The organism is Pseudomonas sp. W2Aug9, from assembly GCF_023127755.1.
In the GTDB taxonomy this organism is placed as follows: Bacteria; Pseudomonadota; Gammaproteobacteria; order Pseudomonadales; family Pseudomonadaceae; genus Aquipseudomonas; species Aquipseudomonas synxantha_A.
In genome coordinates, this window is record NZ_SPKL01000002.1 from 307,079 (window position 1) to 331,719 (window position 24,641).

The 24,641-nt window shown below is 60.4% G+C and carries 21 protein-coding genes; 8 read left to right on the forward strand and 13 right to left on the reverse strand.

Annotation, left to right across the window (positions count from 1 at the left end):
• Positions 1-6: 6 nt before the first annotated feature.
• From E3O56_RS02585 to E3O56_RS02595, 3 genes are all read left to right on the forward strand, one after another.
• On the forward strand, positions 7-885 hold the full coding sequence (locus tag E3O56_RS02585; protein WP_248127769.1) for an endonuclease/exonuclease/phosphatase family protein: 879 nt from the start codon (positions 7-9) through the stop codon (positions 883-885).
• Complete coding sequence (locus E3O56_RS02590) at positions 882-2,927, forward strand: GGDEF domain-containing protein (RefSeq protein WP_248127771.1); 2,046 nt, start codon at positions 882-884, stop codon at positions 2,925-2,927. Before E3O56_RS02585 ends, E3O56_RS02590 begins: the two co-directional genes overlap by 4 nt.
• Before the next feature lie 88 nt (positions 2,928-3,015).
• Positions 3,016-3,792, forward strand: coding sequence for an N-acetylmuramoyl-L-alanine amidase (locus E3O56_RS02595; RefSeq protein WP_078822724.1), 777 nt, complete (start codon positions 3,016-3,018; stop codon positions 3,790-3,792).
• Between the two features lie 65 nt (positions 3,793-3,857).
• Here the strand turns inward: E3O56_RS02595 and E3O56_RS02600 are convergent, their stop codons facing one another.
• The gene (locus E3O56_RS02600; RefSeq protein WP_248127773.1) at positions 3,858-5,645 is read right to left on the reverse strand and encodes an ATP-binding protein; all 1,788 of its coding nucleotides are present in this window, start codon (positions 5,643-5,645) and stop codon (positions 3,858-3,860) included.
• Positions 5,646-5,655: 10 nt separating this feature from the next.
• Positions 5,656-7,002 (reverse strand): sigma-54-dependent response regulator transcription factor AlgB, encoded by a 1,347-nt coding sequence (gene algB / locus E3O56_RS02605; protein ID WP_032878543.1) that lies wholly within the window; start codon positions 7,000-7,002, stop codon positions 5,656-5,658.
• 392 nt (positions 7,003-7,394) lie between these two features.
• Here algB and E3O56_RS02610 point away from each other — a divergent pair, with 392 nt between their 5' ends.
• The 5 genes from E3O56_RS02610 (at position 7,395) to E3O56_RS02630 (ending at position 11,793) form a co-directional block, all read left to right on the forward strand.
• Entirely contained in the window at positions 7,395-7,679 is a 285-nt protein-coding gene (locus tag E3O56_RS02610) for a hypothetical protein (RefSeq protein ID WP_005783470.1), read from the forward strand.
• A 78-nt stretch (positions 7,680-7,757) separates the two neighbouring features.
• Positions 7,758-7,922 (forward strand): DUF1328 domain-containing protein, encoded by a 165-nt coding sequence (locus E3O56_RS02615; RefSeq protein WP_003187386.1) that lies wholly within the window; start codon positions 7,758-7,760, stop codon positions 7,920-7,922.
• A gap of 2 nt (positions 7,923-7,924) precedes the next feature.
• Entirely contained in the window at positions 7,925-8,392 is a 468-nt protein-coding gene (locus tag E3O56_RS02620) for an inhibitor of vertebrate lysozyme family protein (RefSeq protein ID WP_103734068.1), read from the forward strand.
• A gap of 741 nt (positions 8,393-9,133) precedes the next feature.
• A complete protein-coding gene (gltP, locus tag E3O56_RS02625; protein WP_005783475.1) occupies positions 9,134-10,465 on the forward strand; it encodes a glutamate/aspartate:proton symporter GltP in 1,332 nt (443 codons plus the stop codon).
• A gap of 98 nt (positions 10,466-10,563) precedes the next feature.
• Entirely contained in the window at positions 10,564-11,793 is a 1,230-nt protein-coding gene (locus E3O56_RS02630; protein WP_005783476.1) for a spore maturation protein, read from the forward strand.
• Between the two features lie 90 nt (positions 11,794-11,883).
• Here E3O56_RS02630 and E3O56_RS02635 read toward each other — a convergent pair whose 3' ends face one another.
• The 11 genes from E3O56_RS02635 to E3O56_RS02685 form a co-directional block, all read right to left on the reverse strand.
• Entirely contained in the window at positions 11,884-12,495 is a 612-nt protein-coding gene (locus E3O56_RS02635) for an ABC-type transport auxiliary lipoprotein family protein (RefSeq protein WP_103734067.1), read from the reverse strand.
• Positions 12,492-13,430: an MlaD family protein gene (locus E3O56_RS02640; protein ID WP_005783479.1), complete on the reverse strand. Its 939-nt coding sequence runs from the start codon at positions 13,428-13,430 to the stop codon at positions 12,492-12,494. The genes E3O56_RS02635 and E3O56_RS02640 overlap by 4 nt, the downstream gene beginning before the upstream one ends.
• 1 nt (position 13,431) lies before the next feature.
• Positions 13,432-14,235, reverse strand: coding sequence for an ATP-binding cassette domain-containing protein (locus E3O56_RS02645; protein ID WP_014716351.1), 804 nt, complete (start codon positions 14,233-14,235; stop codon positions 13,432-13,434).
• Complete coding sequence (locus tag E3O56_RS02650) at positions 14,232-15,380, reverse strand: ABC transporter permease (protein ID WP_248127776.1); 1,149 nt, start codon at positions 15,378-15,380, stop codon at positions 14,232-14,234. The genes E3O56_RS02645 and E3O56_RS02650 overlap by 4 nt, the downstream gene beginning before the upstream one ends.
• A gap of 54 nt (positions 15,381-15,434) precedes the next feature.
• Positions 15,435-16,466: a DUF5924 family protein gene (locus tag E3O56_RS02655; RefSeq protein WP_005783485.1), complete on the reverse strand. Its 1,032-nt coding sequence runs from the start codon at positions 16,464-16,466 to the stop codon at positions 15,435-15,437.
• 69 nt (positions 16,467-16,535) lie between these two features.
• The gene (locus E3O56_RS02660; RefSeq protein WP_248127778.1) at positions 16,536-17,921 is read right to left on the reverse strand and encodes a pitrilysin family protein; all 1,386 of its coding nucleotides are present in this window, start codon (positions 17,919-17,921) and stop codon (positions 16,536-16,538) included.
• A 58-nt stretch (positions 17,922-17,979) separates the two neighbouring features.
• Complete coding sequence (locus tag E3O56_RS02665; protein WP_005783487.1) at positions 17,980-19,638, reverse strand: Na/Pi cotransporter family protein; 1,659 nt, start codon at positions 19,636-19,638, stop codon at positions 17,980-17,982.
• Positions 19,639-19,850: 212 nt separating this feature from the next.
• A complete protein-coding gene (locus tag E3O56_RS02670; protein WP_005783489.1) occupies positions 19,851-20,618 on the reverse strand; it encodes a TerC family protein in 768 nt (255 codons plus the stop codon).
• Between the two features lie 64 nt (positions 20,619-20,682).
• Positions 20,683-21,990 carry a CitMHS family transporter gene (locus E3O56_RS02675; protein ID WP_003187405.1) on the reverse strand — a complete coding sequence of 436 codons (1,308 nt, stop codon included), beginning with the start codon at positions 21,988-21,990 and terminating at the stop codon, positions 20,683-20,685.
• 367 nt (positions 21,991-22,357) lie between these two features.
• A complete protein-coding gene (locus tag E3O56_RS02680) occupies positions 22,358-24,319 on the reverse strand; it encodes a DUF4105 domain-containing protein (protein WP_248127780.1) in 1,962 nt (653 codons plus the stop codon).
• Positions 24,316-24,636 (reverse strand): DUF2388 domain-containing protein, encoded by a 321-nt coding sequence (locus tag E3O56_RS02685; RefSeq protein WP_005783494.1) that lies wholly within the window; start codon positions 24,634-24,636, stop codon positions 24,316-24,318. Before E3O56_RS02685 ends, E3O56_RS02680 begins: the two co-directional genes overlap by 4 nt.
• Positions 24,637-24,641 lie beyond the last annotated feature (5 nt).

The window sequence follows — 24,641 nt, forward strand, 5'->3', positions numbered from 1 at the left end:
CCCGCCATGCGCCGTTGGGGTACCGAACGCGTTGTTGGCTTGCACGAGCCGCAGGTCAACGAACGCCACCTGCAAGCCACGGGCCTGCCGGCAGACAGCCGCTTGCGCCTGCTCAGCTTCAACATTCAGGTGGGCAACAGTACCGAGAAATACCGGCACTACCTCACCCGTGGCTGGCAGCACGTTCTACCGCACAAGGGGCGTACCGGTAACCTGCAGAAGATCGGCGACCTGCTCAGCGACTTCGACCTGGTCGCCTTGCAGGAGGCTGACGGCGGTAGCCTGCGCTCGGGCTACATCAACCAGGTGGAGCATCTTGCCCAGCTCGGCGCGTTTCCGTACTGGTATCAGCAGCTCAACCGCAACCTGGGGCGCCTGGCACAGCACAGTAATGGTGTGCTCAGCCGCTTGAAGCCGACCGCCATCGAGGATCACCCGCTGCCGGGTCCGAAAGGCCGCGGTGCGATCCTCGTGCGTTTCGGTGAAGGTCCTGAAGCCTTGGTGGTGGTGATGATGCACCTGGCACTCGGCGGACGTACCCGCAACCTGCAGCTTGCCTATGTGCGTGACCTGATTGGTAACTACAAGCACCAGGTGTTGATGGGGGACATGAACACCCATGCCAACGACCTGTTGCAGAATTCCCCGCTGCGCGACCTGGGCCTGTTGGCCCCGCAAGTCGAAGCCACATTTCCCAGCTGGCGCCCGCAGCGCTGCCTTGACCACATCCTGCTCAGCCCGAGCCTTACACTGGAAAGTGTGCGAGTGCTGGCGCAGCCCATTTCCGATCACCTGCCCGTCGCGGTAGAGATTCGTCTGCCGGGTTCGCTTACCGCTGATGCATTACCCGCGTTGAGCCCAGGCCCTCGCGGACCTCTTGCATGAGCGACGACGCCCAGCGCTGGAAAGAGAAATACCTCAAGAGCATCGAGCAACAAGACAAGCTCGAACGCCGCTGGGCCGCCCGCCTCGACCTGCTGCGCCGCGGCCTGGTACGCAGCACGCTGGCGGCTGAAGGGACTGACCGCGCTGTTGATCAATGCATGAAAGAAATGCGTGATGTAGTGCGCACGGACGACATGGACGCAGCCCTCGCCGCGCTGTTGCCGCGCCTGGAAAAGGCTGTGCTGGATTCCGAGCAGCGCCGCGAAACCCGGGTTGACCAGATCAGCACCGCACTCACGGCCCTGGTTGCCCAGTTGCAAAGGCTTGCGTTGCCCCGCGAGGTGGCCCGCCCGCTGAAAGCCTTTGCCAAACAGCTCGATAGCCGCGTCGGCCAAGCGCGGGAGATACCGCTGTTGCTCAGTGAGCTAAGCAGCCTGCAAGGGCAGGCGCTGAATAATCTGGAGCCTGAAAGCGAAGCCTCACGCGCGGGTCCTGGGCTGCTGCAGCGCCTGTTTGGCAGTAAGGAGGCATCGAGTGAAGCGCCGCAGGTTGACGCTGCGCCACTGCCCACCGCGCAGGTGGCGCCGTCAAAGCCCGCTGCGCCGCCACCTTCGCCCGAGCCGCAGGAGCCCGTACAGTCCGAAGAGTTGACCCAGGCCTTGCGTGCCTTTGCACCGCAACCACAAACGCCGCTCGCTCCCGCATCGGAACTGGTAGCGCCGGCCCCGGTGGAAGCGGCTCGCGACACCTTCGCATTCGAGGCACCGCCTTCTGCAGCCCCGATTGCTTCACCTGTGCAGGCCCCTGAGCCGCCGATAGAAGAGCCAGCCCCTGAAAGCGCGCTCGCCGCCTTTATTGAAGCGCCGCAGGTTGAAGTCGACGCGCCGGATCAAACCAGCATAGGTAGCCTGTCTCTCCCCCCTGTGCTGGAAGTTCCCGAGCCCGACGAACTGCAGTCCGATGGGATATACGCCCTGCCCGACTCGCCTGAGCCGTCCTACAGCTCGGTGGCCAAGCACATTGAAGATACGTTACTGGGCCTGTTGGAAGATCTGTCCCTGCCTGAACGTCACCGGCCCCAGGCCGAAGCCATGCGCGAGCGGCTTGCCCACGGCTTGAATTGGTACGAGCTGATCCCGATCCTGGATGACCTGGCGGTGCTGATGCTGGCGATCACCGACAGTGGCCAGCATGAGTTCGAGGCTTATCTCAAGCAACTCAACGAGCGCCTTGAGGCATTTCAGGGCCACCTGCAGGTTGCCAGCGAGGGCCACGCCGATAGCAGCCTGGCCGCGCGGGAGCTGGATACGCAGATTCGTGAACAGGTCGACGGGTTGCAAAGCAGCGTGCAGGAAGCCGCCGATCTGAGCAGCCTCAAGCAGGTACTCGAAAGCCATCTCGAAGGCTTGCTCGGGACCATGGACGAGCATCAGCAGCAGCGTGACCAACGTGAGCAGGAAGTGGCGGCGCGCCTCAAAACCCTGGCTGAGCGGGTGGCCAACATGGAGCAGGAAGCCCAGGGCTACCGTGAGCACCTGGAAGTACAGCGCCAGAAGGCCTTGCTCGATCCGCTAACCGGCCTGCCCAACCGGGCAGCGTGGAGCGAACGCCTTGATCACGAGGTCAACGCCTGGCATCAACGCGGCAACAGCCTGTCGCTGGCGATGCTCGACCTGGATCATTTCAAGCGCATCAATGATGGCTACGGTCATCTGGCGGGTGACAAGGTGCTCAAGATCATCGCCAACGTGCTGAGCAAGCGCCTGCGGCCCACCGACTTCATCGCGCGTTTCGGCGGTGAGGAGTTTGTGCTGCTGATGCCCGACTCAGCCTTGGCGGATGCCTTGGCTGTCGCTCAAGTATTGCGCGCGGCCATCGAGGCATGCCCGTTCCACTTCAAGGGCGAGCCGGTGACGATCACGGTGTCCATGGGCGTAGCGCAGTTTCAACCTGGCGAGCGCAGCGACTTGGCCCTCAAGCGAGCCGATGAAGCGCTTTACAGGGCCAAGGCAGCGGGACGCAATCAAGTGCAGGTGGCATAAAAGATGTTCCATTTTGTAATTTGACCGCCGGGCTAATTACGTTACGTTACACTGTTGCATTATCGTCTCTCAGTGTACTGCTCCTGCCATGAAATCCTTGTCTATTGCTTTTGTGTTTCTCCTGCTCGCCGGTTGCGCCAGCGGCCCGCGGCTGAATACCAGCCACCCTTCGGTGAACCACGACAACCGCGTGCAGTTTGTTGTCGTGCATTACACCTCTACCAACCTTGAGCGCTCGCTGGCATTGCTGACCCATGGCCAGGTGAGCAGCCATTACCTGATCGGCGACGACGCCTCAGGCACCATCTACAAGCTGGTGGATGAAAGCCAGCGTGCCTGGCACGCGGGGGAAAGCGAGTGGATGGGGCGCACCTGGCTCAATTCCAGCTCCATCGGCATCGAGATCGTCAACCCTGGGTTCCGTGATACGCCGACAGGGCGTGTGTGGTACCCGTATTCCGAAGCGCAGGTGCAGTCGCTGATCGTGCTGCTCAAGGACATCAGCAAGCGTAACGGTATCGACCCCAAGAACATCATCGGGCATAGCGACATTGCCCCACTGCGCAAGCTGGACCCGGGGCCGCTGTTCCCCTGGAAGCGTCTGGCCGCAGAAGGCTTGGCCGTCTGGCCGGATGCACAGGCCGTGGCCCGATTCCAGGTGCAGTACGGCGCTCAGCTGCCGAGCATCACCTGGTTCCAGGAAGAACTCGCTCGCCTGGGCTATCAGACGCCGCAGACCGGGGAGCTGGATGTGGCCACGCGGCACGTGATCGCCGCCTTCCAGATGCGCTTCCGCCCTTCATTGTTTGATGGCACTCCGGATGCTGAAAGTGCTGCGATCCTGCGGGCCTTGAACCAGCGCTGATTGTGTAGATGTAGGAGCGAGCTTGCTGTGGCGAGGGAGCTTGCTCGCCACAGAGCGCTGTTTTTTTACAACGGTAATGCCATATAGAACTGCGTACCCTGCCCTGGTCGTGAATACACGCCCATGCGGCCGCCGTGCAACTGCACGATCTCCTTGCACAGGGCCAGCCCCAGGCCCGCGCCGCCTTTCTTGCGACCCACCTGCACAAAGGGTTCGAAGATTCGCCCTTGCTGGCCATAGGCGATACCTTCGCCGTTGTCTTCAACGCTGATAATCACACGCTCGCCATGACGCCGTGCCTGCAGGCGAATCTGCCCGCCTTCGGCGGTGTGGCGCAACGCGTTGCCGAGCAAATTGTCGAGTACGCGCTCCAGTTGCACCTGGTCGGCATACAGTCGCGGCAACTCCGGCTGAGCTTCCACCAGCAACTCAATGTGCTGCGCATTGGCGGGCTCGGCAAATCGCGCCCGTGCGTGTTCCAACAGGTCGGTCACATCGCAGGCACCCAGGGTGAGTTTTTGCAGGCCGTTCTGGTAGCGCGAGAAGTTGAGCAAGTCGTTGATCAACTGCATCAGGCGCTGCATTTCTTCGTTGACCGTATCCAGCAGGTCCGCTTCACGGGAGTCGGCCGGGAACTTGGCTCGCTCGCGAAACAAGCCGAAGGCCATATGCATGCCGGTCACCGGCGTGCGCAGCTCATGAGAGGCGCGTAACACGAACTCGCTACGCACTCGTTCGAAGGCGCGCTGTTCGGTGACGTCATGCAGCACCATCACAGCCCCCAGAATATGGCCCTGTGTATGGCTCACAGGGGTCAGGCTGTAGGTCAGCAGGCGCAGTTCGCCCTCGACCTCTACTTCCAGATCATCCGGCGCCCGCTCCAGGTTGCCGCCGCGCAGCACCAGTTGCAGTTGTTCATCCATCTCTGCACGACCCAGGGCTTCGCCCAGGCCCTGACCTAGGCGCTCTTGGTCCCAGCCCAGTTGGCGTTGTGCAACCGGGTTGAGGTGCTCCAGGCAGCCCTGCCGATCAATCATCAGCAGGCCGTCATCAATACTGTCGAGCACGGCTTGCAGGCGCTGTTGGCCGGCCAGCAGTTCATCGACATTGGTGGCCTGATGCTGGCGCAATGCTTCGGCCATGATGCCGAAACGGCGGGTCAGCTGATTCATTTCCGCTGCTGAGGAGATAGGCAGCGTCACTTCAAAATCGCCCTGTCCGATCTTGTCGGCGGCTTTGGCCAGTGCCTCGATCGGTCCGCCAAAACGCCGCGCGATGCCATGGGCCGTGACAAAGCCAATGATCAACACTGCGAGGCCCACCAACCCGAGCAGCCCTGCAATCAATAACGCGCGCTCACGGGACTTGTGCTCGCTGGCGCTGATGTTCTCCAGTGCCTGCTTGTGATCGGCAATCAGTCCGTTGCGCAGTATGTTGAAGGTTTCAGTGATTTTTTCCTTGCTGCCCGGCGGCGGTGTTTCCTGCTGGGATTGGTCGAACGCTTCGAGCAGGTTCTGGTAGTCGGAGCGGGCCTGGCCAAAGCCATGGCTTTTACCGATCGACTGCTCATGGGCAATGCCTTGGTCCAGCAGGTCGAAATAATGCTGCTTGGAGGCCCTCAGGGCCTCAGGGTCGGGTCGTTTCTCCAGCATCATGATCAGCTGGTCGCCCAGGCTCTGACGCAATTTGAGTCCCAGATCCAGGGTGATGAAGTTACTGCGAATCAGCGATTCCTGGGTCTTGGCCATTTGCATGACGCTGACCAGGCCCAGGATCAATCCCAGCAAGGCCACGGTGATCAGCGCTGAAATGCTCAGAAATAACCGAGTGCGCAGTTTCATCGCGAGCTTCATAAGGTCCTGCTCACAGGTTGTACTGTTTGCGTTTGCGGTACAGGGTCGACGCGTCGATGCCGAGGGTGCGGGCTGCTTGATCCAGCGTGTCACTGGTGGCGAGCACGGCGCCGATGTGGGCTTTTTCCAGTTCGTCCAGGCTCAACGCCGCGCCGATACGGGGCGCGTTGTTGGTCGGTTGCTCAGCCATCCCCAAATGGCTGATCTCTACCTTCTCCTGAGGGCAGATGATGCTGGCGCGCTCCACTACGTTACGCAGCTCGCGAATGTTGCCGGGCCAGCGATAGTTGAGCAGCGCTTCACGGGCCTGATCACTGAATCCGCGCGCGGGGCGGGCGTATTCCTTGACGAAGCGTGCCAGGAAGCGGTCAGCCAGGGTAAGGATGTCTTCACTGCGTTCGCGCAGCGGCGGCAGGTGCAGGGTGATGACATTGAGGCGGTACAGCAAGTCTTCCCGGAAGCGGCCGTCGCGCACCATGTCTTCCAGGTTCAGGTTGGTGGCGGCGAGGATGCGCACGTCGGCGCGGCGGGTGACTGGGTCGCCCACACGCTCATATTCCTTATCCTGAATGAAGCGCAGCAGCTTTGGTTGCAACGTGAGGGGAAAATCGCCGATCTCGTCGAGAAACAACGTGCCGCCGTCAGCCTGGTTAACGCGTCCCAAGGTGCTTTCACTGGCGCCGGTGAACGCGCCGCGACTATGGCCGAACAGTTCGCTCTCCATCAGCTCGGCGGTCAGTGACGGGCAGTTGATGGTCACGCAAGACTTCTTGGAGCGTTTGCTCCAGCCGTGAATGGCACGGGCCAGCTCACCTTTACCGGTGCCGGACTCGCCGAGGATCAAGATGTTTGCATCGGTCCCGGCCACTTGGCGCGCAGTTTCCAGTACCACCATCATCGACGGGCTGTGAGAGTCGAGGCCATCCTTGGGCTGGCGCACTGCGCCTTCCAGGGCCTCCAGTCGCGCAGAGAGCTGGCGTACTTCCAGTTGCTTGGCGGTGGCCAGGCGTAATTGGTCCGGACTGCAAGGTTTGACCAGGTAGTCGGCGGCACCGGCCTGGATTGCGTCCACGGCGGTATCCACGGCGGAGTGGGCCGTGACGATCACCACACGCATCCACGGAGCCTGGATACGCATCTGCGCGAGTACATCCAGGCCGTTGTCCTCGCCCAGGCGCAAGTCCAGAAAGCACAGGTCAAACACCTGGCGCTGCATCAGGGCATCGGCCTGGGCGGCGCTGTTGGCGGTGGCAACGGTGTAGCCCTCGTCTTCCAGGCAATAACGGAACGTGCGGAGGATTGCGGATTCGTCATCCACTAAAAGAATGCGGCCTTGAAGCTCCTTGGCTGAATCCATCTGTCCCGCGCTCCTTAACTATTAAATAAGATGGTGTTTAGTCCCGGAATAATCGGGCAAGTTGCATGGTTTATTCTGATTCATAAAAGGCATCTTCGTGTAGGTATCTACACGCCTTCCTACAAAGCGCCGGCTGATAGCCTTTTTGTGCGTTATCGCGACTTCGGCAACTGAGCGTGCGCTTTCGATCCCCTGACCCGACCACTGGCCATCGTGCATTTCGCACGGCATCTAGAGAGGCATCGTGCAGGATGCTGGGTGCAACATCCTTGCATGTCACATAACCTATTGATTTTATTGTGTTTTATTTTGCAATAAAGCTGGCACGCAGTCTGCAATATCCCTCCCAAGAGTGTCATGAACGAATAATCAGAATGCGGGAGAACAGCAGCATGACTCGCCAAAGCCTCAGCCAATTGCGTGTATCGCCGCTGCGTATGCAGCAGGGCCTGTTTGCCAGCCTGGCCTTGATGGTCACGTTGATTGCCGGCCAGCAGATGCAGCACTGGCAGCAGAGTGAGCAGCCAGCCCCGCAATTTGAGCGTCCGGTGATGACCCAGACCCATTTCCGTTCCATTGGCAGCGCCAGCGCTAATGTAACTGCCCCGCAATTGAGCTTGGTCGATCAGGATTCCACTCTGGACGAACTGCCTGCTCAAGAGCGCTGGGTGTTCTAGGCAAGAACAAGTCGCTTGTGTTGAGCGACTGCACGGCACTACCGCTGTTACCCCTATAGAAGCATAAGGAGAATCACCATGTTGAGTTGGGCAATCACATTTCTGATCATCGCCATTGTCGCTGCAGTCCTGGGCTTCGGTGGTATCGCTGGCACCGCCACCGGCATCGCCAAGATCCTGTTTGTCGTCTTCCTGGTGATGTTCATTGCTTCGTTCTTCTTTGGTCGTAAAGGCCGAGGTTGAATATGACCACTCTGCCTTTTAAAGCCATTGCTGCCGCCCTGCTCTTGGGCGGCAGCAGCCTGGCGATGGCCGCCAATGACGGGCAATCCCGGGCGAACGAATTGCTCAATTCGGATCCGCAATACCGTGAAACCTGGCAGGGCGTAGTGAAGAAAGAAGAGCGTCTGCCGGAATGGGTGATGAACCTGTCCGGCACCGCTGAGCAAATGAACGCTGTCGAGGAAGATGGCGACAAGTATTTGGTCGGGCCGCTGTGTGAAACCGCGGATACCTGCCGGAGCAAGCGTTTGATCGTGGCCTTCAGTTTCGATAAGGAAGATGCCTACGCGATGTTGGTGGAAGTCCCAGCCGGTTTGCCGGCCGACAAGTCCCCCACACGGCATGCCGATTACCGTTTCCTCGGTAAGCCGGATGAAGGCATGCAAAAGCTGTTGATGGAACAACTGAAGAAAGATCCGAATTGGTACTAGGTTCCGTCTGAGACGGAGCCAGCGTCCATAGAAAGAAGCCCCTGCGCTTCTTTCTGTTTGCATCACTCGCCAAGGGTGGTGCATGACCAGGGGGCCGGGTTGCTCTGATCGATCAAGATCGGCGTGACCTACGGGCACAGGGAGTGCCTGCGAAAGGGCCGGGTCAGGGGAAAAGCTGCGACGCAAGTTCACAAGTCCTCAGGCTTGCTGAACTTGCGGCGGGCTTATGACTCTCATGCCCGCGCTTGGCTCTCGCTTCATGGCTCTCGCTTTATGCCTCTCATAGTCGCAATTTTGCTTTTTGCCTCTCGCCAACCATTACCGGGTATGTCGACGCGACCATCTATCGAGAAATTTTCAGACGCGCCATAGGACATTTCCGGTGCTAGGTGATGGATTTCTCACGCATTTCTGCCAAACGTTGCAAGTCGTTCAGTATCACTGAGCGAGCCTGATTTGGCCGCCTCACGGCATATTCACCCGCCTGAATGGCGTATTCGAACTGACCGTTTGGACAATTATTTTCAAAAAAAGCCATGCCGATTCGGCATAGGGTAGGCGTTTACGGCATTAGACGTCGCTCCCTTGCATGGGAATAGTTGCGCCTTTTTTCGCCTACCAGTAAGCCATTTCGGCCACGCTGCGGTGACCTTCCATGGAGGCTGATGCACACACTTTTTCGCTTTCGAGCGTTGCAGCTGGCGCATTTGCCATAAGTCCACTTGAAGTAAGGGTAATGACATGAAGAAGGCAAAGCTAAGCCTCGCCTGGCAGATCCTCATCGGTTTGGTACTGGGGATCGCAATCGGTGCAGTGCTCAACCATTTCAGTGCTGAAAAGGCCTGGTGGATCAGCAATGTATTGCAGCCGGCAGGCGATATCTTTATCCGCCTGATCAAGATGATCGTGATCCCGATTGTGATTTCCTCGCTGATCGTCGGCATTGCCGGTGTGGGCGACGCGAAAAAGCTCGGTCGCATCGGCGTCAAAACCATCCTTTACTTCGAAGTGGTCACTACCATCGCCATCGTGGTTGGCCTGCTGCTGGCCAACCTGTTCCACCCGGGCGCCGGCATCGACATGAGTACCCTGGGTACCGTCGACATCTCCAAGTACCAGGCCACCGCCGCCGAGGTGCAGCATGAACATGCGTTCATCGAAACCATCCTCAACCTGATCCCATCGAACATCTTCGCGGCGGTTGCCCGTGGTGAAATGCTGCCGATCATCTTCTTCTCGGTGCTGTTCGGCCTGGGCTTGTCGAGCCTCAAGCCTGAGCTGCGCGAGCCGCTGGTGACGATGTTCCAGGGCGTGTCCGAGAGCATGTTCAAAGTCACTCACATGATCATGAAGTACGCCCCTATCGGCGTGTTTGCCCTGATCGCGGTGACCGTCGCCAACTTCGGCTTTGCCTCCTTGCTGCCGCTGGCCAAGCTGGTGATCCTGGTTTACGTCGCCATTCTGTTCTTCGCCTTCGCGGTATTGGGCCTGATCGCCCGTCTGTTTGGCTTCTCGATCCTGAAAGTGATGCGCATCTTCAAGGATGAGCTGGTACTGGCTTACTCCACCGCCAGTTCCGAAACTGTGCTGCCCCGGGTGATCGAGAAGATGGAAGCCTACGGCGCGCCGAAGGCGATCTGCAGCTTCGTGGTGCCGACCGGTTATTCGTTCAACCTCGACGGTTCGACCCTGTACCAGAGCATCGCGGCAATCTTTATTGCCCAGCTGTATGGCATTGACCTGTCGATCGGCCAGCAACTGATGCTGGTTCTGACCCTTATGGTTACCTCCAAAGGTATCGCCGGCGTGCCGGGTGTGTCCTTTGTAGTGTTGCTGGCTACCCTGGGCAGCGTGGGCATCCCGCTGGAAGGCTTGGCGTTTATCGCCGGTGTCGACCGTGTGATGGACATGGCGCGTACCGCACTGAACGTGATCGGCAATGCCTTGGCCGTATTGGTCATCTCCCGTTGGGAAGGCATGTACGACGACGCCAAGGGCGAGCGCTACTGGAACTCCCTGCCGCACTGGCGCAGCAAGGAAGCGTTGCCAGCCGGCGAGACTACTCGCGGCTGATAGCACGATTGCGCTGACACGAACCCCGGATAATTCCGGGGTTTGTCGTTTCTGTCAGCCCCGTTATCATTCGCCCCATCTTTCGGGGGATTCAACTGATGCTAAATGGCCTGTGGCTTGGCTTCTTTGTCGTGGCAATGGTGTCAGCACTGGCGCAATGGCTGGTGGGCGGTAACGCCGGGATTTTTGCGGCGATGGTCGAAAGCATTTTCGCCATGGCCAAATTGTCGGTGGAAGTCATGGTGCTGCTGTTCGGCACCCTGACCTTGTGGCTGGGCTTTTTGCGCATCGCTGAAAAAGCCGGGATCGTCGATTGGCTGGCCAAGGCGCTCGGCCCGTTGTTTCGAAGGCTGATGCCGGAAGTGCCTGCCGGTCACCCTGCCATCGGCCTGATCACCCTCAACTTCGCCGCCAACGGTTTGGGCCTGGACAACGCCGCCACGCCCATCGGCCTGAAAGCCATGAAGGCCTTGCAGGAACTCAACCCCATCCCCAACACGGCGAGCAACGCGCAGATCCTGTTCCTGGTGCTCAATGCGTCCTCGCTGACCCTGTTGCCGGTGACCATCTTCATGTACCGCGCCCAGCAAGGCGCCGCCGATCCGACGCTGGTGTTCCTGCCGATCCTGCTGGCCACCAGCGCATCGACCCTGGTGGGCCTGCTGTCGGTGGCGGTGATGCAACGCCTGCGGTTGTGGGACCCGGTGGTGCTGGCTTATCTGATTCCTGGCGCGTTGGTGCTGGGCGGCTTCATGGCGCTGCTGGCGACACTCTCGGCCACGGCGCTGGCCGGTTTATCCTCGATCCTGGGCAACCTCACGTTGTTTGGCCTGATCATGCTGTTTCTGGTGATCGGCGCGTTGCGCAAGGTCAAGGTGTACGAGGCCTTCGTCGAAGGGGCCAAGGAAGGCTTCGACGTGGCCAAGAACCTGTTGCCCTACCTTGTGGCGATGCTGTGTGCGGTGGGCGTGTTGCGGGCCTCGGGGGCGTTGGACTTCGGCCTGGAAGGGATTCGCCATGTGGTGGCCTGGACGGGCATGGATACACGGTTTGTCGATGCGCTACCGACTGCGATGGTCAAGCCTTTCTCCGGCAGTGCGGCACGGGCGATGCTGATCGAGACCATGCAGACCCAGGGTGTGGACAGCTTCCCGGCCTTGGTGGCGGCGACAATACAGGGCAGTACTGAGACCACCTTCTATGTGTTGGCGGTGTACTTTGGTTCGGTGGGCATCCAGCGGGCTCGACATGCCGTCGGTTGTGCGTTGCTGGCGGAGTTTGCCGGTGTCGTGGCGGCTATTGCGGTGTGCTACTGGTTTTTCGGTTAAGGCTTAAATTGCCATTGCAGGCAAGCCAGCCCACATTTTGATTTGTGAATACAATCAAAAGTGGGAGCTGGCTTGCCTGCGATGAGGCCCTCAGCGTCTAGGTGCTGTATTGCCCTGCGCCACTACCCAATCCACCACCTGCTTATTCAACTGATCCCCGGCCTGGCCAAAAGCAGCCACCACCGCTGGCACCTTGGTATCACCCACCGGCTGCCTTACCTCAAACCGCCGGCTGGCAATAATCCGCTGATCGCTGCCGCGCACCAAACGCGCATCCAGGCGAATCACCACCTCCACCGCGTCACCCCGGTATTCACTTTGAAACGCCTGCAACTGCCCGCCCAACTCATAGTCGGCTTGCAGGTTGGTCTCGTCAGTACTCAGCAGCGTTACCCGTCCATCGCGTTGGAAGCCGTCCAGCAGGCGGTTGCGTAAGAGTACCGGCGCCGGGTCGCTCCAGCGTGAGTTCGCATAGCTGCTGATCAGGTTGCCGTCAGGCACCACGGCAATGCGTGGACTGTCGAGAAACTCGCTGGTCTGGGGTTTGGCTACGCGCAGCGACCAACTCACCGGCGTGCCTTGGGTGGTTGGTTGGGTGGACACCAGGCGGTACACGTCTGACGGGTCAGGCTTGGGCAGAATCGAGCAGGCGCTGAGCAGTGCCAGGGCCACAGGGGCGATCATCAGGTAAGCACGCTTCATGGCGTGAACTCCTTGTTCTTGTCACTGCCCAGCAGGTAACCGCTGGGGTTGGCTTCCAGGCGACGGGAGATGGCGCGCAGCGAACCGAGGGTTTCACGCAGCTCACGCACCGCTGGCGCCAGTTCGTTGAGGCCCTGCATACCGCTGTTCACCGAGTCCTGGTTGTTGGTCAGCAAGCTGTTGATGGTGGCGGTGCTTTGCTCCAGGGATTTCATCGCCTGCTCGGCGCTGCCGAAGGCTTGCTTGCCTTGCTCGTTGAGCAGGCCATTGGCGCTGCGCATCAACACGGTGGTTTGTTCCAGCGCGGCACCCGCCTGTTTGCTCACCTGCATCAATTGCTGCATTACCACCTTGATGTCGCCGCGTTGCTCGGCGATGGCACCGGTGGTTTGTTGCAGGTTATCCAGGGTGTTGCTCAAGCGTTCGACGTTTTCCCGGGAGAACATGTGGTTGGCGTTGTGCAGCAGCAGGTTGACGCTGGTCATCAGGTCGTTGCTGTTATTGAGCAGGCGCGCGATGGGCGATGGCGAGGCGATGATTTCCGGCAGGTTGCCGTTCTTGCCCTTGAGTTCCGGGCTCTGCGGGGTGCCGCCGCTGAGCTGGATGATCGAGGTGCCGGTGATGCCGGTCAGCGCCAGCTTGGCCTGGGTGTCTTCCTTGATCGGCGTCTGCCCGGCCAGGCGGATGCGGGCGAGGACGCGACGCGGGTCTTTGGGGTCCAGGCGCAGGCTGGTGACGTCGCCTACCTTGATCCCGCTGTACTGCACCGCACTGCCTTGGGACAGGCCGCTGACCGCTTCGTTGAAGATCACTTCGTAATCCTGGAAGGCGCTGTCGACGCTGGATTTGGCCAGCCATAGGCCGAAGAGCATAGCGCCGACCACCACAATTACGCTGAACAGTCCGATCATCACATGATGGGCTCGGGTTTCCATGTCATACCTCGTTGAGCGATTGAGCGGCATCCAATGCCGCGCGGCCCCGGGGGCCGTGGAAATATTCGTGAATCCAGGCGTCGTCCGTTTCCGAGACGACATCGATGGCGTCGGCCACCAGCACTTTCTTCTGCGCCAGCACCGCCACGCGGTCGGTGATGGTGTACAGCGTGTCGAGGTCGTGGGTGACCAGGAACACGCTCAAGCCCAACGCATCGCGCAGGGTCAGGATCAGTTGGTCGAACTGCGCTGCGCCAATCGGATCGAGGCCAGCGGTGGGTTCATCGAGAAACAGGATGTCCGGGTCCAGTGCCAGCGCACGGGCCAGGGCCGCGCGCTTGATCATGCCGCCGGACAACGAAGCCGGGTATTTGTCGGCGGCCGACAGGGGTAGCCCGGCCAGGGCCAGCTTGACTGCCGCCAAGTGCTCGGCGTCGGCGCGGCTGAGGCCGGCATGTTCGATCAATGGCAGGGCAACGTTCTCGGTAACGGTCAGCGAGGAAAACAGCGCGCCCTTCTGGAACAGCACGCCAAAGCGCCGCTCCACCAGCGAGCGTTCGTGCTCAGGCAGGCTGGGCAGATTCTTGCCGAACACCCGCACCTCACCTTCGCTGGGCCGACGCAGGCCGACGATGCTGCGCAGCAGCACCGACTTGCCGCTGCCGGAGCCGCCGACCACTGCCAGAATCTCGCCTTTGTATAAATCCAGGTCGAGGTTTTCATGCACGCTCTGGCTACCAAAGCGGTTGCACAAGCCGCGCACTTCAATCACCGCCTCAGTGGGCGCACGGTGTAGACGACTCACCAGCCCATCTCCATGAAGAACATCGCGGCGACCGCATCCAGCACGATCACCACAAAAATCGATTGCACCACGCTGGAGGTGGTGTGCGCGCCGACTGATTCGGCGCTGCCGCTGACCTTGAAGCCTTCCAGGCAACCAATGGCCGCAATCAGGAAAGCGAAGATCGGCGCCTTCACCATGCCCACCAAAAAGTGCTGCACGCCAATGTCCGATTGCAACAGCGAGAGGAACATCGCCGGTGAAATATCCAGGGCCACCGCACACACCACGCCGCCGCCGACAATCCCCGAGAGCATCGCCAGGAAAGTCAGCATCGGCAGCGCCACCAGCAGCGCCAGAACCCGCGGCAATACCAGCAGCTCCATCGGGTCCAGGCCCAGGGTGCGGATGGCGTCGATTTCTTCGTTGGCCTTCATTGAGCCGATTTGCGCGGTGAACGCACTGGCGGTACGGCCGGCGATCAGGATCGCGGTGAGCAATACGCCGAATTCGCGCAGGAAAGAGAACGCCACCAGGTCCACGGTAAAAATCGTTGCGCCAAAACTCTTGAGCACGGTGGCGCCAAGAAACGCCACCACCGCGCCCACCAGAAAGGTCAGGAGGGCCACGATAGGTGCGGCATCGAGACCGGTCTGTTCGATATGGGCGACCATCGGCGTAAGGCGCCAGCGCTTGGGTCGAAACATCCCGCGGACGAAGGTCTCAAGGATCAGGCCAATAAAACCCAGGAGTTTCTTGGCGTCTTGCCAGACGGTGTCCACCGCGCGGCCGATACGGGCCAGCACCTGGATGCCGGCGCTTTCTTCCGGCTCTTTGAGCGGGACGCAAAAATCATTGAGGGAGCGGTAGACCGTCTTGAGCAGCGCCCGGTCGGCGGCCGACAGGCTGCAATCGGTCTGCTCGGCGGAGTGCTCGATGCGGTCGGGGCCCAGCAGCTCGACCAGCAGTGACGCTCCGGCGGTATCCAGCGCACCGAGGCCGTTAAGGTCGATTCGGGCGCCGGTGTCGTATTGGCCGTCGAGTGTGTCCGACAGCTTTTTCAGGTTGGCGTAGTGGGCAAGCGTCCAGTCGCCGGTAATCCGCAGCGAAGGCGGGGTGCTGGACGTATCAAGATGGGCTGCGCCGGCGGTCGTGCGAGTGGTCATAAGCTCCGAGCTTGTTTGGCTATCCACAATGGCTACGTAATAGCACGATCTGACCTACTTTGGGTTGTCCGCTTGTGCTGTGTCGATCACCTTGAAGCGCAAGACGCCGATCACCTGGCCGTCCTCGGTGAGGACCTGCACTTGCCAGCGCCCCGCTGCGTCGCCCGGGAAATTCTGCTTGTGCGTCCAGGCGCGATAGCCCTCCTTGCGCCCACCATGGATATCCAGGGCAATGCGGTCGACTTCCTTGCCGTTGAATTTCCACACATGGTAGATCCGCTCATCCAGCCCGCGTGGGGCGTTGATCGCGGTGTAGGCGTAGAGGCCACCGCTGCGCAACTGGTCGGCGGTGACCTCCTTGAGGTCATCGCCCGGGGTGCGATCCTGCAGTTGGGTGCTGATGGCGACTTCGGTCATCCACAGGGTGGCCGGCGGCACCCAACTGCGCAGGAACCAGCCGGCGCAACCGATCGCAGCCGTGACCCCCAGCAGCATCGCCCAGCCTTTGAGGCTGCGCAGCGGCAGGCTGACCGCCAGGCTCGGGATCGACAGCGCCATGGCCACGCCCAGCGCCAGCTTGTAACTCTGGGCAGTGGTCAGGTGCATGATAATCGGCAGCGCGGTGAGCAATGCGGCAAACAAGGTCAGGGTGTGCAGGGCCAGGAACAGCGAGCGCTTGGGCGCCAGCCACTTGTAGTACAGCGGGTCGATGATCGACACCAGTGCCGCCGCGCCGAGCAGGCCGGTGAACAGCGATTGGCCGCTGTTCCAGGCGGTGGTGACGAAAAAGAACGGCAGCACAAAGAACAGGCTTTCCTGGTGGATCATCTGCGTGGCATAGCGCAGCAGCGGTTCCGGGATCTCGCGCTTGAAGAGCTTGGCAAACAGTTGGGTGAAGCTGTTTTCCAGCATCAGCCACAACCAACTGACCAGCATGATGACGGCGATCCAGCTGGCCATGCCTTGCTGGCGGTCCACCAGGATGAAGCTGCCCACACCCGAGATAAAACCGCCGAGTGCAATTACCCCTGGGTAGCGCTTGATCAGTTCGAGGATGCGCTGGATTAGATGGGTCAGGTTTGGCATTCGGCGGTTCGCAGTCTTTGTAGGAAAAAATCCCAGACAGAATAACGTCTTAGCGCTGGGCTCGGTGCTTCATTCCATGATCCGTTGGCGATAACGCCGAACGCCAATCAACACTATGGCGATGAGCCCAAGAACGCCCGCACCTATCCAGGTCAGGGCGTCATAGCTCAACAACGGCTTTTCGATGCGCCAGTAGCCCGGTTGCTTGAAGACCTCGCGCATCGCCTGGTTGGTTTGCGAAAGGCTCACTGCCTTGATGCGCTTGTCCGGGTCGCTGAAGCGGCCGTCAGCGTAGTCGCCGGCGGCACTCCAGTAATAATCGGCCAACGCACTGTTGCCCTGTACCGCCCAGGCTTGGCGGGCAATGGCAGCCTGCTGCAGGCGAGTGAACACCTTCGGGTCGAGGCCGTCCTTGAGCAGTTGTGCCTTGAGGTCTTGCAAGACTTGCTCGGCTTCAGGGAGATTTTCCCGTTCGAGGTCGGCGTTCAGGCTCAGGAAGCCTACGCCGCCCAGCACTTCGCGTTCGCTCCACGGACCGTAGGACAAACCGTGCTTCAGACGCAGTTGTCGATACAGCGCCCAATCGAGATAGTCCTTGAGCAGGTCGTAGGTTTCGTCATGTTGGTCATCCAGCACCGGCTCGGGGAACAGCCAGTGCAGTTTGGCGCCATCGCCGACCCAGCCATGCACCAGGTCGCGCTGGCGGGCGGCGGTGTGCTGGATCTGCGGCAGCGGGCGATGCTCGCTCGGGTCTACCGGGTCGAGCTGGCCGTAGGTGCGTTCCAGGTAGGCTGGCAGCAGCTTGTCCAGATCGCCGACGACGATCAGGGTCATGTTGTTGGGCGCGTACCAGGCTTTGCGCAGTTTCTCCAACTGATCGCGGGTCAGGTGGCCGACCTGCGCGCGTTCGGCGCATTTGAGCCCCAACTCGACGGCTAATTGGTTGCTGGCGCTGTGGCCCAGGTCTTGGCGATCCAGCAAACGTTGCAGGTGCGAATAATGGCCGCCGTCTTCGCGCTCGACCACCTGCTTGGCGGCGTTGATATTGGCATCGGTCAACTGCGTGCGGGTCAGGATTGCCAGCAGCAGGTCCAGCACCTTGCGCTGGTTGTGCGCGGGGGCCTCGATGACGAATGTGGTGTCGGCGTTGCTGGTGTAGGCGTTCCATTCGCCGCCCAACGCTTGCATGCGGTCTTCGAGGTCGCCCTCGCCACCGCCGTCGATGCCGCTGAACAGCAGGTGTTCGAACAGGTGTGGCAGCTCTTTGTCTTCGCAACCGAAGTCATCCAGGCCCACGCCGACCACCAGGCGGATGGCAACGTGCCCGCGCTCGGTGCCCGGTTTGAGCAGCAGCTGCAGGCCGTTGGGCAAGGTGTAGCCCTCGACTTGCTGACGGTCGAAGGCAAAGGTGTGTGCCGATCCTAGAAGCAGGCAGGCGAGTAACAGGCGACGCATAACAAGCTTCCTGGCGAGTGAGGTCCATTGTTAACTGACTTCACTGGCCGTCGTACGTTCAGGGCGAATGGGTGATGTCGGCAATATCTTCGGTGGAGAGTGCGCCAGTGTCGGACGTTTCCAAGACTACATAAGCGCTGCTGCAAAACAACGAGTTCAAGCGTTTCATGTCGGCGATCAGCTCCAGGTGCAGGGAGCTGGTTTCTAGGCTCTGTACGATTTTGCGCTGCAGGCGGCTGACATGGGCGTGAGCCAGGCGACGTTCCTGGGCGCGGAAGCGGCGCTTTTCACGCAGCAATTGGCGAGCGCTCTCCGGGTCGCCGCTGAGGAACACCGACAGACCCAGGCGCAGGTTGGCGATCAGCTGGCTGTGCAAACCGCTGAGTTCTTCCAGGCCCACTTCGGAAAATTGCCGCCGCTGCGAGGTTTTCTGCTGCTGGACCTTGCGCAACATGCGTTCGATCAAGTCACCTGCCAACTTCAAGTTGATCGACAGCTCGATGATCTCAGCCCAGCGGCGGTTGTCTTGTTCGCTCAGGTCTTCACGGGGCATTTGCGCCAGGTAGAGTTTGATCGCGCTATAGAGCGCCTCGACATCATCGCTGAGGCTGCGCATTTGCTGGGTGATTGCGGTTTGATTACCGCGCAGCACCTCCTGCATGGAGGTGAGCATATTGTCGATCAGGTCACCCAGGCGCAGGGTTTCGCGGGCGGCGTTGGCTAAGGCCAGGCTCGGCGTGGTGAGCGCGGCCAGGTCGAGGTGGCGTGGTTTGGCCTTGCCATTGGTTTCTTCGCGCTCGGGCAACAGCCAGGCGCACAGCCGCGCCATAGGGCCAATGGTGGGCAGCAGAATCAAGCAGCGCGTGACGTTATAGAGCAGGTGAAAGGTGATGACCATGCCTTGTGCGCTGTAGTCCAGACCGTCCATCCAGCCCACGAGCGGGTCAAGCACAGGAATGATCAGCAACAGGCCGATCAGTTTGTACAACAGGCTGCCCAGGGCCACTTGGCGGCCGGCGGTGTTTTGCATGCTGGTGCTTAGAAATGCCAGCACACCGCTGCCGATATTGGCGCCGATCACCAGGCCGATGGCCACGTGCAAACCGATCACGCCGGCGCCGGCCAGGGTGGCCGTAAGCAGCACGGCGGCGAGGCTGGAGTAGGAAATCATTGCGAACAGCGCGCCGACCAGGGCGTCGAGCAAGATATCGCCGGTCAGCGAGGCGAAGATCACCTTGACGCCTTGGGCATGGGTGATGGGCCCGGCGGCCTCGACGATCAATTGCAGCGCAAGGATGATCAGCCCAAGGCCGATCCCCACCCGGCCCAACTGCCCTGCCCGCGTCTGTTTGCGCGACAGGAAGAAAATCACCCCAAGGAAGATCAGCAGCGGCGACAGCCAGGACAAGTCGAAGGTCAGCACCCGCGCCATCAGCGCGGTACCGACGTCGGCGCCAAGCATGGTGGCCAAGGCCGGTGTAAGGCTCATCAAACCCTGGCCGACAAAGGAAGTGACCAGCATCGCCGTGGCGTTGCTGCTTTGCACCATGGCGGTCACCAGGATCCCGGCGATAAAGGCCAGCCAGCGCTTGGACATGTTCTGCCCGATGACTTGGCGCAAGTTGGAGCCGTAGACCCGCAGGATGCCGGTACGGACGATGTGCGTGCCCCAGATAAGCAGGGTCACGGCGGAAAGCAGATTGAGCAGGGTCAGCATGCTCGGCCCCCCGTGTGGGTGCGCTCCAGGAGGAGCGAAGGAAAGTTACCGCGTGCCGTTCTACGTCTTGTACTTAAGCTGTAGTTGGCGAATGGGCTCTGCGCCAGCATCGCATAGCTAAAGTGGGGATTGAAACAAAACTGTCATGAAATCAGCTTTTTGGCAGACGAAAAAATGGGGCGCAAGCGCCCCATTTCAGCAGCGGGTCAGGTTTATTGACCCGGAATGTCTTTACGCAGTTTCACTGGATCCTGCTGCTTCTTCTTTTTGGCGATGGCGGTACGCATCTTGATGTTCACCGCTTCCACTGCCAGCGAGAACGCCATGGCGAAGTAGACATAGCCTTTTGGCACATGCACGTCGAAGGATTCGGCGATCAGCACGGTACCCACCACCAGCAGGAACGACAGCGCCAGCATTTTCAGCGACGGGTGCTTGTCGATGAACTCGCTGATGGTGCCGGCAGCCAGCATCATCACCAGTACGGCCACGACGATTGCAGCTACCATCACCGGCACATGGGAAACCATGCCGACGGCGGTGATCACCGAGTCCAGGGAGAACACGATGTCGATGATGGCGATCTGGATGATGGTGTAGATGAACTTGCCACCGGCGCCTTTGGGCTCGTCGTTGGTTTCGTCTTCCCCTTCCAGGGCGTGGTACATCTCCTGGGAGCTTTTCCACAGCAGGAACAGGCCACCGAAGAACAGGATCAGGTCACGGCCGGAAATGCCCTGGCCAAACACCACGAACAGGTCGGCGGTCAGTTGCATGACCCAGGTGATCGACAGCAGCAACAGGATGCGCGTGACCATGGCCAGTGCCAGGCCGAAGATCCGGGTGCGCGCCTGCATATGCTTGGGCATGCGGCTGACCAGGATCGAAATCATGATGATGTTATCGATGCCCAGGACGATCTCGAGAGCCGTCAGGGTGAAGAAGGCAATCCAGATTTCCGGATTGGTCAGCCATTCCATGTGTATTCCTTTGAGCAAGTGTTAAACCGCGCAAGCTGTAGCGCCGCGCGGTGAGTCAGTACGATTATAGAGTGCTGAACAGCGGAAAAATCCCCATCAGCAATGCGGCGAACATTATGCACAGGCATACCAGCACTGCCCACTTCAAGGTGAAGCGTTGGTGGTCGCCGAACTCAATACCCGCCAGCGCCACCAGCAAGTAAGTCGAAGGTACCAGCGGGCTGAGCAGGTGCACGGGTTGCCCGACGATCGACGCACGGGCCATTTCTACCGCGGTGATGCCGTAGTGACTGGCCGCTTCGGCCAATACTGGCAGTACGCCGTAATAGAACGCATCGTTGGACATGAAGAAGGTGAACGGCATGCTCACCAGCGCAGTGATCACTGCCAGGTACGGGCCCATGGCTTCCGGGATGACCGCCAGCAGGCTTTTTGACATGGCGTCGACCATGCCGGTGCCCGACAGGATGCCTGTGAAGATCCCGGCGGCGAAGATCAATCCGACGACCGCCAAGACGCTGCCGGCGTGGGCCGCGACGCGGTCTTTCTGCTGTTGCAGGCACGGGTAGTTGACGATCATCGCGATACTGAACGCCACCATAAACAGCACCGGCAGCGGCAACAGGCCGGCAATCAGGGTGCACATCAGGGCCAGGGTGAGGGCGCCGTTGAACCAGATCAGTTTCGGGCGGCGGGCGTCGGGGAATTGCGACACGCTGATTTCGCTGTGGTCGATCTCGTCGCCCTGCAGGTGCAGTTCACCCAGGCGTGCGCGCTCACGCTTGCCGTACATGTAGGCAATTACCAGGATCGCCACGACGCCAGCGGCCATGGCCGGAATCATCGGTACGAAGATGTCGGACGGATCAACATGCAACGCACTGGCCGCACGAGCCGTCGGGCCACCCCAGGGTGTCATGTTCATTACACCGCCGGCGAGAATGATCAGACCGGCCATGATCCGCGGGCTCATGCCTATGCGCTGGTACAGCGGCAGCATGGCGGCGACGCAGATCATGTAGGTGGTGGCGCCATCACCGTCCAGGGATACCACCAAAGCCAGCACGGCAGTGCCGACCGAGACTTTCAGCGGGTCGCCCTTGACCATCTTGAGGATCTTGCGCACGGCCGGGTCGAACAGGCCGGAGTCGATCATCAAGGCAAAGTAGAGGATGGCGAACATCAGCATCACGCCAGTTGGCGCGAGCTTGGTGATGCCTTCGAGCATCATTGGGCCGATCTTCGGCGCGAAACCGCCGAACAGTGCAAACAGGATGGGCACGATGATCAAGGCGATCAGCGCAGACAGGCGCTTGGTCATGATCAGGAACATGAACGTGATGACCATGGCAAAGCCAAGGAAAGTCAGCATAGGAATACTCCAGGCGTAGCGCGGCTAGGGAATGGCGAACCGGGTGAGGGTCAGCGCAGAACGAAAGGCACGAGGCGTACGGGTGGAGTGGGTGCGAACAGGCGGGTACGAGCGGACATCGGGAATCACCATTGTTGTTGTTTACAGCCGGTCTGTTGCCGGCAGTTGGGGCGATCCTAGACGGGTAAGCTTTCAGCCAGCTTTCGCTGGAGAAACTGGTGACACACGGTTTTAAGGCTCATGCAGATAAAAATGTGGGAGGGGGCTTGCTCCCGATAGCTGGAGTTCAGTCAATATTTCCAGTGACTGATACACCGCTATCGGGAGCAAGCCCCCTCCCACAATTTGATTGTGTACCGCTATGTTTTTAGGGCAGTTCGAGGCCGCCGGCCGCTTTATGCAGCGCACGCAGATGCTCACCCAACTGCTTGAGGTTGGCCTCACAGGCCGCAATCTCGGCAGCGCGGGCCGGATCGAGCAGCGCCCTCACCTCTTTATCCAGCTCGCCGGTCAATGATTGCAACTGCTTCTGACGTTCGGCGCTCTCCGACTCCAGGCGCTTGGCTTCCGAAGGTTGCGGTAGGCCATAGCCGCCACTGTCGAGCAACTCGGCCGGGCGACTGAGAAAGCCACTGTTGGCGAGGATCTGTTGCAGCGTGTTGTTGGCTTTCTCCATGCCGCCATTTTTCAGCTCGCGGGCATTGAGATAGCGCTGTTTGACTTCGTCCTGAGCGAGCATCAGTTGCTTGCGATAGCTGGCTTGTTCAAGCAACAACAATGCAGCGCTGGTACGCAGGTCGGCCTGGCTGAACCACTGGCGGCGCGCTTGCGCATCCAGGGCCAGCCAGTCTTCGACCTGGGTCTGCTTGATCGGCAGGCGCTTGCGCAGTACATCGAACATCGCCTGGTAGCGTTCGCGGAATGAGTCGAAGTGGTACCCCAGGCGCAACGCCTCACGCTTGTCATTCAATACGCTGGTATCGGCCAGGCCACGTGCGCTGAGCACTTGCAGCAAACCGTTGGGGGTGATGTTGTCCAGGCCGGTCAGTTGCGGGTTGGCACTGCCACTGCGTAACAGTTTCAGGCTTTCAACCGCACAGTTGTTGGAGATAAAGAAATAGTTGCCGTCATAGCTCCAGTGCATTTCAGCCGCATGCTCGACGGTGTCGTTGATTTCCTGGCGGTTGAGCTTCAGCGGTACCGACGCCAGGCCTCGTAATTCGGTCTTGGTGTATTCATCGATGACCTGGGCCAGCGGCAATACGAACAATCGCGACGGGTACTTGCCCACCAGGCCATCCCAGCTCGACAGCTGTACGTCACCGACGAAGGCGCGGTAGGACAGCACCAGGTGGCGGTCCAGATCCAGCCGACAGTCAGGGCCACGCGGGCGACCTGGCGCGCAGATCACCAGCCGCAGCATGCTATGGCCCCAGCGGCTCACCAGATTCTGGTTGGCTTCGGCGAGCAGGTAGTCGATTTCATACACCCGCTCCGGGTCTATTTGCCCCAGTGGCGTCTTGGCGAAGTCATTGCCGGCGTTCAGGAACGGGTATGTCTTGGCACAGGGTTGCTGTTCGGGCGGCGCCCAGCCGAAATGTTCCTTGTAATAGCGGAACAGCGCGGGGCGTCGGCAGGCGTAGCTGGGGTCGAGGAGGAAGTACTCCATGTTGACCGCCACGAACTCCAACGGGCTGGTGGTTTCGTAGATGTCCGGGCTGCGCACCACCTGATTGTTATGCTGTTCACGCTCGCCGCGGCGGCCGACATATTGTGGCCAGCCGGCGAGGTCCAGCAGGCGGGGATCATCACTGAGAGTGAAGCGCCGGTCGTTCTGGCCACGGCATTGATCGGGCAGGCCGATCAAGCCGGTAATGTTGTTCTGGCGACTGCAACGCTGGATCAGTGCGCGCTCGTCTTTGGGCCACAGGCGTGCGCGGTCATAGATGTGGGTCAGTTCATGCAGCACCGTGGCGAGCAATTCCTGGCGCACGGTGCCGTGGGGGCGATTGGTGTTGAGGGCGGCGGCGCTGCCGTCGGTCAGGCTGGCGAGCAGGTTTTGATTAAGGTCCAGCTCGGACACCAGGGACGCCTGGCCATAGGCATTTTCAGGCATCTTGTCGGTCCAGCCGACATCAATCCGCCGATCCAATTGCTCGACAAAACGTGGCGGCAAGGCGCGCAGCGCTTCATCGAGCAATGCCTGGCTGGCCTGCTGTTCGGCCGGGCTCAAACCATCGGTTTTGAGCCGCAGTTGCAGGCTGGCCTGGGCTGTACTTGCACACAACAGCACAACCCCTGCCAGGAGCCAGGTTTTGATGCGCCTCACAGAGCGAGGATAGCTTCGGCGAGGGTCTGGTCGCTGGCATCACGGGCTTCTGGCACGCGGGTGCGAAGGGTATCGAACGCAGCTTCAAGCTGGGCACCACGGATCTCTCCATTCGTGGCTACGAAGCTGGCGGCGTCGTCGTGGGCTTCGCGCACGATTTTGGAGTCGCGGATGGACGTGGTGGTGTCTGAGGTGAAATCAATGGTGCGCGCCGACGCACGCACGATGATGTTGCTGGTGGCCTTCAAGGTTTGCGCCTGGGCGACATCGACCAAAAACAGCAGGCCGAGGGCGGCGACGATCAACGGGCTACGCATCGAGT